Raw genomic sequence first — 12,740 nt, 5'->3', positions numbered from 1 at the left:
GGTCGTATTATTGCCAATTTTATGACCTAATCTGAACTGGCATTAAGTCTCCCTACAAACAAGGGGTAGTCCAAGTTCTACAAATTTACGATCCTATGTCTATAGACATCATCACACCATCTGGAAGAGAAAGTTTCGGATAGGGGTGTCACTTAATTAGCAAGGACGTCAGATTATGTTACCAAACTTCATTTACAACGCGATGCCATTTGTATACCTCGGCTCTGGTTTGACTGTTCCCCTGGCATTCGAAAATATATTCGCCTTTCTGTCAGGCATTAGTTTCGCTATAGCCGCTTGGCTGATTATGCGTGCCCGATTATGGTTTTAAATTTTTTCGCATAGTTGATGACGTCAGTTCGAGTACTCATCGCTGACACACAGAGAATTAATCAAAGTACTTTCACTACTCCATCCCACTGAATAATTTGTCGGTCACTCAATTGTCGATCGAGTGGACCAGCGAAATAGAGTCTAAACTGCAACTACTTCATAGCATTAAGGTAGAGACCAGACTTTAATTGCGTCGCCACTTTTATAGCCAAATAGTCTGTTACCACCACTGACGACTGCAACGTATTGCTTACCATTAATTTCATACGTGATTGGTGGCGCATTTACTCCAGCATCGGATGGCCCGGACCAGAGCTTTTTACCTGACTTCGCATCCAGCGCAAATAACGCGCCACTGCCCTCGCCACTAAAAACCAGGCCTGTTGCAGTGCTCAAGACGCCTCCCAAGAGAGGATCCGTCGTTTTGTGTTGCCAAACCAGTTCACCGGTATCAATATCAATCGCACTCAGCAGGCCATACCTTTCATCCGTATCCAGCGGCGACATGGATGAATATTGCAGCCCTTTTATCCCATTCTTTTCAGGTAACTGGTGCAGGCTGTAATTGATTGGCCAGTGTATTCCAGCAATAAATACACGCCTCCGGTCTGGATCAAGTGAAACAGGGGACCAGTTTGAGCCGCCCAACACCCCCGGATAAATAATAATGCCGTCTTCAGAAGGCGACTGAAACATATTCTGCTGAGGCACGTAGGCGTCACTTTTGAACAGTAACTTGCCTGTTTCTCGATTGATGACATAAAACCAGCCTGTCTTGCCTGCCTGGCCCACTACTGGAATGGTTTTACCCTGTTGATGCAGGTCGAACAGGACGGGCGGACTCGCCACATCATATCCCCACATATCATGCGGCACCTGCTGGAAATGCCATTTTATTTTGCCGGTATTCGCATCCAGTGCGACCAGAGACGATGTGTAAAGATTATCTCCGGGGCGCGACGATCCTTCCATTTGTGGAGAAGGATTGCCGGTTCCAAAAAACAATGTATCGGTCTCATGATCAATTGCAGGCGTACTCCACGCAGAGCCCCCGCCATAACGCCAGGCATCGGCATATTTATCAGCCGAGGCTTTCTCAGCTTCAATATCACGAGGCAATCTCTCCCCACCTGGTGTGGTGGCGACAAAATCGCCTTCCCAACCTTGTGCTGGAATCGTATCGAATTGCCAGCTTTGCTCACCAGTTTCAACATCATAGGCTGCCAGAAAACCGCGACGACCGTATTTACCTGCAATGCCGACGACTGCACCCAGCGGCGCATCAGGATCGGCAGAATCCAGATGCAAGCCATAGCCAACACCAGTGATGCCGATAATAACGTTACCGTTATAAACCATGGGGGCCATATTCAGGCCGGCACCGGAAGCACCTGAAACACTGCCTTCAGTATTACCCGCTAAGGAAGCAATATCTTCCTGTATACCGATATTGCCCTGCGTCACGTCTTTATCCCATCTTTTCTCACCGGTTTTTGCATCCAGTGCAATTAAGCGACCATCAACAGTTCCCATAAAGACAGCATTATCTGCCACAGCAACACCACGATTGGCTGGGCCACAGCACATCTCGCGCGTTTCAATGCGATCGTGCTGGTAGCGCCAAATCAAATCACCATTGCTGGCATCAAGAGCCACTACATCATTAAATGGCAAAGACACGTACATAATCGAATCTTTAACAATAGGCGTAGCCTGAAATGTCGCTATATTTCCAGAATTGAACTGCCATGCCTCAACTAGTTGTGCAACATTTTGAGGAGAAATTTGTGTCAACGGCGAATAGCGCTGGTGAAGCGTGTTACCACCAAATACGGACCACTGCTCATCCTCGGCCATCACGGTCATTGCACTGATGAGCATCAAACACGACGCTATGACTGACACAAACTGATTTTTCATTGAATTAACCCTTGTCTTTGAAGACTGCGTTAACACAACCATAACTGTTTTTTGTATAAAGATAAAAAATACGTTTAATTTATTGGAAGGATGTAGGAAAGAGACTGTAATTAAACAGCTAAATCACTATTCTTTATGCTATTTATTTACATAAGTAACTTTTCTAACTATGAGTAAGCTCTTCAAGACCCAACGAAAGAACAGTTACATCCTAGTCCAAAGAATGGCCATAACCTTTGTGTACATGTCAGGATTTATATCTTTTATAAATGCCTATAAAGAATGAATTTTGTTACTTTGTTGGTTTAAAGCGATAAATCCTAGCTACAATTAAAATCATTAAAGAACAAGTCATACTAGAACGCTTGCTTTAATTAAAGAAAACATGTCAGAACCACGTCAAGGACATTCAATGGAAACATTACCCGAAACGCATGCTGTATTGAGAATCATGGCACGCCCCAACGAAGTCAATGTAGCTGGCGACATATTCGGTGGATGGCTGATGTCACAGTGTGATATCGCTGGAGGCATCATCGCCAGTCGAAAAGCAGGTGGCCGTGTAGTCACTGTCGCGGTAAAAGACTTTCAATTTCTTGCCCCTGTTTTAGTGGGTGATATTGTTAGTATTTATGCCGATAAAGTCCAAATAGGCACAAGCTCAGTCACTATTACTATCGACGTGTACAGTGAACGTCGTCAAGCAGGTACGGAACGCATTATTAAAGTAGCCACTGCCGTAATTATCTATGTCCATATCGATGACGATCGCAAACCAACTCCTATCAAATAAATTTCTACTTCGGTAGAATTATAAGATACTGATATTATTAAAAAACTGTTGTGGTATTGTTAAATTATCAGCAATTTTTCTGATTTTCAGTACGGGAGAACATGCTATGAACGATTGGCTATACCTTCTTCTTATTCCTGTTCTACTCTTGATCATATGGTTTTGGCCTGAGCAGAGAGATTCCAATACCTCAGGTCGTGGCAATGACGAGACAGATGATGACAACACTCGTTATCGTTATCACGCCGTCAGTGTGCAAGCTTGCTCACATGCCTGTGATGCAGCCATGCGTCTGAATGGTAAACGATTTTTAGCTAACGAGGTCACGCCCCTGCCATTAGTTGGTTGCGAAGCGTCTAAATGCCAATGCACCTATAAACACTACGCTGATCGTCGTCAAGATTATGATAGACGCCATGTCAGTGTTGCGATGGAGCATATCTATTCTAAACAAGAGCACAGGAAGGGCCGAGATAGAAGGCAACAACACGTATTTCAATAAGCGACAATTATGACCTGCGATTCATTTATGATCAGACGAGAGCACCATGCTTTTTATCGACGTATTCTCCCGGCGCGAAACTTTAGATTGTTATTTTTTATTCAGAATCCACTTTTCACATGCCGAATTAACTTAGTGCAGCATCTTAAATAAACGCACTGACTCTGTGCAAAATACACTTTCCCGGAATAATAAAAAACCTTAAACCTATGTTTTTATTTGATTTTATTTATTGGCATGAGTAATGCTGTATCTATATCACAAACAATACCTTCAGCTTTATGTTGTTTGTAATTTCTCTCTTGTCTACGTGCTGAGCTTGGGGTGAACTAAATGTTCACCCCTTTTTTTTGCCTATAAACTCAAAGACCGTCTAGCATATATGCATTATTAATAGCCGAGTCAGATAAATATGCATCAGCGCAGTATTGAACATTGGCAGCAGAATCACAATTTTGTCAGCGCAAATAATCAGCAGGGCGAGACCAGAACGCGTTATGTTCTGATACTGACAGCCGTCACCATGCTGGCAGAACTTATTGCCGGTAGTATGTTTGGTTCGATGGCTCTGCTAGCGGATGGCTGGCACATGGCAACCCATGTTGCAGCGTTTCTAATCACCCTATTTGCCTACCATTACGCAAAAAAACATTCAGATAATCCGGCCTTCTCATTTGGCACCGGAAAAGTAAGCGTTTTGGGTGGTTTTACCAGTGCCATCGCTCTGGGTGTTGTTGCATTCCTGATGGTACTGGAGTCAGTGGAACGTCTTTTCTCACCGACCGAGATCCAGTTTAATGCCGCTATCCTTGTCGCCGTATTGGGTTTAACGGTAAATCTTATCTGTGCATTGTTATTGAAAGACCATCATCACCATCAAGATGGAGCTCACCAACATCATGATCACAATCTCAAAGCTGCTTACGTGCATGTATTAGCAGATGCCTTAACATCTGTGCTCGCTATCGCGGCATTGCTGGCAGCTAAGTTTGCTGGGCTTAACTGGCTTGATCCGGTTATGGGCATTGTCGGTGCAGTAATAATCAGTGTCTGGGCTATAGGTCTTGTCAGAGAGACGAGTCCCATTTTATTGGACGGAAGTATCGATTCAGACTACCAGAAAGCTATTCGTCAACAGATAGAGCAGGATGCTGATAACCGTATTGCTGATTTTCATATATGGCATGTCAGTGCTCACCATTATGCGGCGATAATGACTATCATCAGTGATCATCCAAAGCCTACCGCACATTATAAAAACCTGCTCGCCGATTTTGACCGGTTGTCACACGTTACAATTGAAGTTCATCAATGTCAGGAACAGAACTGCCATCATAAAATGGAAGTAACAGAAGACCGTTAACCATTTGTTTTATGAGTAAACCTGGTAAATCACAATTCAGCGGTATGAATATTGCGTTGGGCTATATATTCGATTTGAAGATTACAAAGAGTCATGGATATGCTGGACATCGATATCAGCGCTTTTCTCATACAACATCAGTTACCACAGGCCTATCTGACGCAGGCGGAGCGATGGTTCACTGGACTGGCTGAAGATATTCTACTGCACCATAAAGGTGCAAAAAAGCCAATCATTGTCGGTATCAATGGTGCACAAGGCTCAGGCAAGAGTACGCTGGCGGCCTTTCTGGTTTTTATTCTACAACGTCAATTTCATCTTAATGCGGTCTCTTTATCGCTGGATGATTTTTATTACACGCGACATGAACGCCAGTCCCTAGCAAAGAAAGTACATCCACTACTATCAACGCGAGGTGTCCCCGGCACCCATGACATTGCCTTAGCGAATAAAACGATAACAGACTTACTACACAGCCATCGCCCCGTTTCCATTCCCCGGTTTAATAAAGCGATTGATGATCGTTTTCCGGAGAACTCAACACCTAAGATCAAAGCGCCAGTTGATATCATCATTTTGGAAGGTTGGTGCCTGGGTTCTGAAGCACAAAAAGAATCAGATCTAGTCAATCCGCTCAACGATCTCGAATTTCAGGAAGATACAAATTGCAGCTGGCGTCGCTATGTTAATGAACAATTAGCCACCGTTTATCCTGCTTTGTTTGAGCGCATTGATTTTTGGGTCATGTTAAAAGCGCCCTCTTTTAACGCCGTCTTTGAGTGGCGACTTGAACAGGAAACTAAACTAAGCAAAACGCTGGATACATCGGAACAATCACATTTGATGGATAAACAGGCTTTGTCCCGCTTTATTAAGTTTTACCAGCGAATTACTGAAAACACACTGAAAACACTGCCAGCAAAAGTGCATTACCTATACGAATTAAATCAACACCGCGAAATCATCAAACTGACATCTAATACGCCGATACTTAATGCCATGAAATCAAGGGACTGGCTCGTTTTCACTGATATGGATGGAAGCCTCTTGGATCATCATGATTATCACTTTGATGAAGCAGTCCCCACACTCGAAATCTTAGAAAAAGAAAACATACCGGTTATCCCTGTTACCAGTAAAACGCAGGCTGAGGTGGAGCTACTGAGAGACAGTTTGAATAATGGCCATCCTTTCATTGTAGAAAATGGTGCGGCGGTGTTTATTCCTATCGGCTACTTCGCATATCAACCAGAAGGTACTATCGAGAGAGACGCTTTCTGGGTAAAAGAGTTTTGTGAACCGCGTAAGCAGTGGCAATCCTTAATCGAAGAGGTCAGATCGCAATATCAGGATCAATTCAAAACCTTTGCGGATGCCGGTATTGACGGCATCATTGCAATGACAGGGCTTAATGTTCATGCGGCAGCACGTGCAGCGAGACGTCAATATGGTGAGCCTGTCAGTTGGCATGGTAACGGTAATCGTAAACAACAGTTCATCGACGAGTTAAAACGACACGGCGCACAAATTCTGGAAGGCGGACGCTTTATTCACGTTTCAGGTCAATGTGATAAAGGACAGGCAATAGAATGGCTAACGAATGTCTATAAATCTAACGCCTATGCGCATCAGCTCAAAACACTTGCTATCGGTGACAGCCAGAATGATCTGGCGATGCTTGAAAAAGCCGATTATGCATTGATTATTCGCTCACCCGTACACGCTGTTCCAGTTGTTGAGCGCAAGCACAATCTCTATATTTCCACTCACACCGGGCCCAAAGGCTGGGCCGAGGGTGTCAACAAAATCATCGATGCAACGATGCATTCCGATTCATCCAACTTACCCCGAGGCAATCATGGCTGATTTTCACCAGAATGGGATTATTACTACCTTACACAATCTGACAGATCGACACTTGGCTGATCTTGAGAGCGATCTCATTCAGTTCAGCAAACAAAGACCAATGGGCTTGTTGCTCCCTTCCCTGTTTTCAGAACTGGAAGGTGAAGCATTAGCGAACATCGTACAGCACCTAAAAGCGGTACCGTACCTCTCAGAAATTGTTATTGGTCTGGATCGTGCCGACGAGGCTCAATATCGCCATGCACTGAAGTTTTTTTCCGGGTTGCCTCAACATCATCGCGTGCTCTGGAATGATGGGCCAAGATTGAAAGCAATCGATGCTGAATTACAATCATTAGGACTCGCCCCACGAGAGTTAGGCAAAGGACGCAATGTCTGGTATTGCATGGGTTATATTCTTGCTTCAGGTAAGGCGGAGTCTATCGCTCTTCATGATTGCGATATCCTGACTTACAATAGCGAATTACTTGCAAGGCTTATTTATCCGGTCGCCAACCCCCGATTTAATTATGAATTTTGTAAGGGCTATTATGCCCGCGTGGCGAGTGGAAAATTAAACGGGCGAGTATCGCGTTTACTTGTCACACCGTTGATTCGTGCTTTGAAATCCGTTGTCGACAATCATCAATACCTCGACTATATGGATAGTTTCCGCTACCCACTTGCAGGTGAGTTTTCTTTCCGGCGTGATGTACTCACAGACTTACGAATTCCGAGTGACTGGGGACTGGAAATTGGCGTTTTATCAGAAATGCATCGCAACTATTCTAATAACCGTTTATGCCAGGTAGATGTAGCCGATAACTATGATCACAAGCATCAGGAATTGTCGTTGGATGATCAACAGGCTGGTTTATCAAAAATGTCGATTGATATAGCCAAATCTTTATTTCGTAAGCTGGCAACCAAAGGCACGGTCTTCTCGGCTGAGTCTTTCCGAACGTTGAAAGCAAGCTATTATCGGATTGCATTGGATTTTGTTGAAACGTACCGGAATGATGCGGCAATGAATGGGCTTCAATTTGATATCCACCAAGAGGAAGAGTCGGTAGAGATGTTTGCCAAAAACATTATGGACGCTGGCCAAATGTTCCTTGAAAACCCCATGGAAACGCCATTCACACCGAGTTGGAGCCGAGTACAAAGTGCTTTGCCTGATATTTTTGAACGCCTCTATGAAGCCGTTGAAGCTGATTACCAGGAATTTTCTGCTTAAGGATCACTGTCTATGACGCCCAATGAATCACAGCTGAAACTGCTTAACGAGACTGTTTTGTATCATTTAGAGGCAATCTACTCCGAAGCAATACCGGACACACCACTACAGCAGATCACTGATGAGATTATCGACATCATGCGTCTCAATGACGAGTTCCATGAGACCGTATCCCATAAAAACAACTGGGATCAACGTGATATGGTATTGATTACTTATGGCAACAGTGTTCAAACGGAAGATGAAGCACCATTAAAAACCTTACATCGGTTTTTAAATGAACATATTCGTGACTTCATTAACAGCGTCCATATTTTGCCTTTCTTTCCTTATTGCTCTGATGATGGCTTTGCCGTCATGGACTACTACAAAGTAAATGAAAAACTCGGGGATTGGGAGGACATTGAGCACATTGCTCAGGATTATCGTCTGATGGCGGATTTAGTCATTAATCACGGTTCCAGCAACAGTGAATGGTTCAAAAACTTCATTCGGGCTGAGGGAACAGGCCATGACTATTTTTATACGGCGCCACAAAATGCACCGGTCAGTCAGGTTGTCAGACCGCGTACCAGTCCCCTCCTGAGAGAGACTGAAACCAAGGATGGCGTTAAATTTGTCTGGTGCACCTTCAGCCATACCCAAGTGGATTTTGACTTTCGTAATCCATCGGTTTTGAAAGAATTCATCAATATTGTTCGATTTTACCTGGACAAAGGAATACGTATTTTCCGACTGGATGCGGTTGCCTTCCTGTGGAAAAGACCGGGCACTAACTGCCTTAATCTGCCCGAAACCCATGAGGTGGTGAGATTGATGCGGAGCCTGATTCAACATGCCTGTCCTGACGCAGTGATTATTACCGAAACCAATATCCCCAACCGTGAAAACTTAAGTTATTTTGGTAACGCCAACGAAGCGCACTGTATTTACAACTTTTCATTACCACCTCTGCTTGTTAATACAATGGTCACCGGCAATTGCACCTATCTCAAACAGTGGCTTATGAGCATGCCACCCGCTCAGAATGGCACCGCATACTTCAACTTTATTGCTTCGCATGATGGTATCGGCCTCAGACCCGCTGAAGGCCTACTCTCTGAGGCGGAAATTGCTTCGTTGATCAACACGATGCAACACTTTGGTGGACAGATTTCATGGCGTGCCGGTGATAATGGCGTAAAGAAACCGTATGAAATCAATATCTCTTTATTCGATGCACTGCAAGGCACGACTAATGGCAAAGATCAATGGAATATTGACCGGTTTATTTGTGCTCACGCCATCATGCTCGCACTGGAAGGTATTCCCGGGATTTACTTCCACAGTCTGTTCGCGACTGGTAACGATACAGAGAAATTAAAACGCACCGAACAAAATAGGGGCATTAACCGGCATGAATGGGATTACAATACACTGCAAAACAAACTCGCTGATCCCGACACGCAACATCACAAAGTATCCGGACTGCTGAAAAAACTGATTCATTTACGTCAGCAACAACGTGCTTTTCATCCTAATGCAACGCAATTTACACTGCATATGGGCGAACATTTGTTTGGTTTCTGGCGTCAAAGCATGGACAGAAGACAGAGTGTTTTCTGTATTTATAACGTCAGTGACACACCTCAAGCGCTCAGAATCGCAGAACTTAATCTGGTCGTCACTGATCGTTGGTGGGATTTAATAAGTGGCTATATTTTTGATGAATCGACCGAGACGTTCAGTGTGGCGCCTTATCAAGTACTTTGGATTACAAATGGTTAATCCACCCTGCAACAGTGCTGTCATAAATCACTGTTACAGTCAGACAAAGAGAGGATAATTGAATGCAACAAGCTAAACCTATTCGAAAGTGTCTATTTCCGGTGGCAGGTTACGGAACACGCTTTTTACCCGCGACCAAGGCCATGCCCAAAGAGATGCTGCCCATCGTGAATAAACCTCTGATTCAGTACGGGGTCGAAGAAGCCGTTGAGGCAGGCGTCACTCAATCAGGCTTCATTACTGGTCGTGGTAAACGTGCCATAGCGGATCATTTTGATACCAGCTATGAACTGGAAGAAGAAATCAAAGGCAGTAGTAAAGAAGAAAAGTTACAAGACATTCGTAAACTGATGGATGATTGTGACTTTATCTTTATTCGTCAACGGGCGATGCTTGGCTTAGGCCACGCTATTCTTAGTGGAGAACCTATTATTGGAGACGAACCTTTTGCCGTTATTCTGGCAGATGATTTGTGTTCTCATCCCGAACAAGCAGGCAGCAAACGTGCACTAAGTCAGCTGGTCGATCTTTATGAAAAGTATCAATGCAGCGTGATAGCGATTGAAGAAGTAGATGGCGATAATATCAGCAGCTATGGCGTTATTTCTGGTAATGAAATTGAAGACGGTGTGTATGAAGTCACCGACATGGTCGAAAAGCCTAAAGCAGAAGATGCCCCCAGTAATTTGGGTATCATTGGCCGTTATGTGCTGACCCCTGATATTTTTGATTACATCCGTAAAACAGAGCCTGGTACCAACGGAGAAGTACAAATCACCGATGCTATTCGCACCTTAGCCCAGGAAAAAAGAGTATTAGCGCTTAAATTCAAAGGCCATCGTTTTGACTGTGGCAGCATTGAGGGTTTCGTTGAGGCAACTAATTTCTACTTCAACCGTGACCATAAAAAATAGTAGACTTAATGTGTCGGGTCAATCTAATGGCCCGACCAACTTAACAGTCTTGAAAGATGTATATGGACGCGACAACAAATAATAGCGCGAATAATGATGACACTCTTATCGACCAGGCGACACTGCTTGAAACTCTGATTCAGCAGTGGCATCAAGCGGTCAAAGAGGATTTTTCAATTTCCGTTTTTATTATCGATGTCGACAAGTTCACCCGTCTGGAAAATAAGTCAGACTGTTTTGAACAAATTCTAAAAGCCATTCGTCGTCAGTTTCAGCGGGAAACAGATTTTATTGCCCGCTTTAACCGTAAACAGGTAATGGCTATCTCATCCGATATGACTTTCCGCCAGGCCACACAGCTTGCGAACCGTCTGCACAAAGCGATCGCAGCATTAAAAATCTTTCATCCTCATTCGCCCACAGGCCGATATGCGACCGTTAGCATTGGTCACAGTACTTACGCTCCGGAACAAAGTGATTGTTATGGCGTATTAGACATGCTGGCAACAGTTTTGAAGCATACCCGCGATGCGAAATATGAAGGTGGCAATCAATCAAAAACACGCCTCCACAGTCGTGTTCTGAAGTAACGGTTAAGAGCACAGAGCTATTCTGGCTAAGAATGTGGGGACGTCTTATTCGTCCTGAATCGACTTTCTGTTTGTATTGACCTCGGTTTTTGCTACATTGAAGCCTGTTCATTTTAACTTCAAGCAGGTTCCCGATAATGTGTATGAAACGATTCTATTGCGCATTAAGCGTCATTACGCTTATCACTCTCAGCTTCCCGAGCATCACGCAGGCTGACACGGAACTGTTAATCAAAACCCCATCAACCGTCAATATCATTTACACCATTGAACCTGATGAGGTGAATGCCGAAAAAGTAAAAAAGATTGTGACGAAAATAGCCTGTAATGAAGGCATTAAAACGGGTAGACGTGATGATGCACAATTATTTGTCAGAGTTGAAAAGCATGCTGATATGTATCTGTTGTATTTAGACTTTAGCAGAGAGGTATATTTTCAAGTAAATGGCAAAAAATACCTGACAACAGGATTTGTCTGGGGTCGCTATGCCAAGAATATCGACAGTCAAAATGAACTGTTTGATGATATCGACTTTTTTGCTGAAGAGTTTTTTGCTGACTATAAACAAGCAAATAACTTATAGTCCTGACTGTTTAATCGAGTAACGTTCAGCATGTTTGAGTTCGTGGTTGGTCTTCTGGCTTCGCCTTTTATTGCATACGTGGTTTATGTCTATGCTGTCACTGGTAGTCGCGTTACAAAGACTGCGCTGAAAGATAAACATAAATCATTCGGTCAAAAAGCCCTTAGTACTCTCTTGGCTACCCTTATAGCCATAGTCCCCTTGGTATTAATCTTCCCTTTATTGAAGCATGCAGCCATTATCAGTGGGCTGATAGTAGGCTGTTTTTTCGTGTTTCTTTTGACGAGAAAACCAAAAAGTCCTGATGAGTGATGAGGTCCTACCAAAAACACCGGTCAGTCCGAAACAAACTCCTCAAATGAATAGGAAGGTATGTGGAGGTCAACTTATAAAACCCTTGTAGTTGATAATATTGTCCACACCCCCCTCCCCTTGCAGTAAGCAATAAAATCTTCTAGATTATTTAAGTGTAAGTACAAAGCAACTGTGCCTGGGGGCACGAATGCATGGATAGACCCGCCAAAATTTTAATTGTCGACGATGAAAAAGTCACACTGCACAACTATCATGAAATTCTAAAAAAGCATGGCGAGGTTCACCTTGCTGAGAATGGAAGTGACGCTGTTACACTGGCAATATCCGTCCAGCCTGACATTATTTTTCTTGATATAAGTCTCCCGGACTTTGATGGCTTTGAGGTTATTAAAAGACTCAAAGAAAGGAAATTTTCCCCTGCATCAATAGTCATGGTCACCAGTCATGACACATCCCATCATTTTATTGAATCAATTAACGCTGGTTCCAGTTTTTTTCTGACAAAACCGGTTCACAATGGTGTTCTGGAAGCTGTAGTAAAGAGTGTGCTTTATCATTCAGATGCACGAGTTAAAAC

Annotated in this window: 11 protein-coding genes; 10 read left to right on the top strand and 1 reads right to left on the bottom strand. The window is 43.7% G+C overall.

Going from position 1 to position 12,740, the window contains the following annotated elements; genetic code table 11:
• Positions 1 to 498: 498 nt before the first annotated feature.
• On the bottom strand, positions 499 to 2,253 hold the full coding sequence (locus tag ACTF5U_RS06850; RefSeq protein ID WP_438970897.1) for a pyrroloquinoline quinone-dependent dehydrogenase: 1,755 nt from the start codon (positions 2,251 to 2,253) through the stop codon (positions 499 to 501).
• 412 nt (positions 2,254 to 2,665) lie between these two features.
• On the opposite strand from ACTF5U_RS06850, the gene ACTF5U_RS06845 reads away from it, so the two are divergent.
• The 10 genes from ACTF5U_RS06845 to ACTF5U_RS06800 all read left to right on the top strand — a co-directional run.
• Positions 2,666 to 3,046 (top strand): acyl-CoA thioesterase, encoded by a 381-nt coding sequence (locus ACTF5U_RS06845; protein WP_438970896.1) that lies wholly within the window; start codon positions 2,666 to 2,668, stop codon positions 3,044 to 3,046.
• A 106-nt stretch (positions 3,047 to 3,152) separates the two neighbouring features.
• Positions 3,153 to 3,548 (top strand): hypothetical protein, encoded by a 396-nt coding sequence (locus tag ACTF5U_RS06840; RefSeq protein ID WP_438970895.1) that lies wholly within the window; start codon positions 3,153 to 3,155, stop codon positions 3,546 to 3,548.
• 412 nt (positions 3,549 to 3,960) lie between these two features.
• On the top strand, positions 3,961 to 4,911 hold the full coding sequence (dmeF, locus tag ACTF5U_RS06835) for a CDF family Co(II)/Ni(II) efflux transporter DmeF (protein ID WP_438970894.1): 951 nt from the start codon (positions 3,961 to 3,963) through the stop codon (positions 4,909 to 4,911).
• 99 nt (positions 4,912 to 5,010) lie between these two features.
• Positions 5,011 to 6,777: an HAD-IIB family hydrolase gene (locus ACTF5U_RS06830; protein WP_438970893.1), complete on the top strand. Its 1,767-nt coding sequence runs from the start codon at positions 5,011 to 5,013 to the stop codon at positions 6,775 to 6,777.
• A complete protein-coding gene (locus ACTF5U_RS06825) occupies positions 6,770 to 7,993 on the top strand; it encodes a glycosyl transferase (protein ID WP_438970892.1) in 1,224 nt (407 codons plus the stop codon). Before ACTF5U_RS06830 ends, ACTF5U_RS06825 begins: the two co-directional genes overlap by 8 nt.
• A gap of 12 nt (positions 7,994 to 8,005) precedes the next feature.
• Positions 8,006 to 9,760 (top strand): sugar phosphorylase, encoded by a 1,755-nt coding sequence (locus ACTF5U_RS06820; protein WP_438970891.1) that lies wholly within the window; start codon positions 8,006 to 8,008, stop codon positions 9,758 to 9,760.
• A 62-nt stretch (positions 9,761 to 9,822) separates the two neighbouring features.
• Entirely contained in the window at positions 9,823 to 10,674 is an 852-nt protein-coding gene (gene galU / locus ACTF5U_RS06815; protein WP_438970890.1) for a UTP--glucose-1-phosphate uridylyltransferase GalU, read from the top strand.
• Positions 10,675 to 10,736: 62 nt separating this feature from the next.
• The gene (locus ACTF5U_RS06810) at positions 10,737 to 11,264 is read left to right on the top strand and encodes a diguanylate cyclase domain-containing protein (protein ID WP_438970889.1); all 528 of its coding nucleotides are present in this window, start codon (positions 10,737 to 10,739) and stop codon (positions 11,262 to 11,264) included.
• A 137-nt stretch (positions 11,265 to 11,401) separates the two neighbouring features.
• The gene (locus ACTF5U_RS06805) at positions 11,402 to 11,848 is read left to right on the top strand and encodes a hypothetical protein (protein ID WP_438970888.1); all 447 of its coding nucleotides are present in this window, start codon (positions 11,402 to 11,404) and stop codon (positions 11,846 to 11,848) included.
• A gap of 506 nt (positions 11,849 to 12,354) precedes the next feature.
• Positions 12,355 to 12,740 (top strand): response regulator transcription factor (locus ACTF5U_RS06800; RefSeq protein WP_438970887.1); only part of this gene is annotated, 386 nt, incomplete at its 3' end.

This window comes from Methylophaga sp. (genome assembly GCF_965655755.1).
GTDB lineage: Bacteria > Pseudomonadota > Gammaproteobacteria > Nitrosococcales > Methylophagaceae > Methylophaga.
The sequence above is the reverse complement of the archived record's forward strand: the minus strand, read 5'-3'. Positions and strand labels throughout refer to the sequence as shown.

Coding starts and splice junctions, on each gene's coding strand:
- ACTF5U_RS06850 (WP_438970897.1), bottom strand. CDS start 2,253: ATGAAAAATCAGTTTGTGTCAGTCATAGCGTCGTGTTTGATGCTCATC.
- dmeF (WP_438970894.1), top strand. CDS start 3,961: ATGCATCAGCGCAGTATTGAACATTGGCAGCAGAATCACAATTTTGTC.
- galU (WP_438970890.1), top strand. CDS start 9,823: ATGCAACAAGCTAAACCTATTCGAAAGTGTCTATTTCCGGTGGCAGGT.
- ACTF5U_RS06820 (WP_438970891.1), top strand. CDS start 8,006: ATGACGCCCAATGAATCACAGCTGAAACTGCTTAACGAGACTGTTTTG.
- ACTF5U_RS06840 (WP_438970895.1), top strand. CDS start 3,153: ATGAACGATTGGCTATACCTTCTTCTTATTCCTGTTCTACTCTTGATC.
- ACTF5U_RS06825 (WP_438970892.1), top strand. CDS start 6,770: ATGGCTGATTTTCACCAGAATGGGATTATTACTACCTTACACAATCTG.
- ACTF5U_RS06845 (WP_438970896.1), top strand. CDS start 2,666: ATGGAAACATTACCCGAAACGCATGCTGTATTGAGAATCATGGCACGC.
- ACTF5U_RS06805 (WP_438970888.1), top strand. CDS start 11,402: ATGTGTATGAAACGATTCTATTGCGCATTAAGCGTCATTACGCTTATC.
- ACTF5U_RS06810 (WP_438970889.1), top strand. CDS start 10,737: ATGGACGCGACAACAAATAATAGCGCGAATAATGATGACACTCTTATC.
- ACTF5U_RS06830 (WP_438970893.1), top strand. CDS start 5,011: ATGCTGGACATCGATATCAGCGCTTTTCTCATACAACATCAGTTACCA.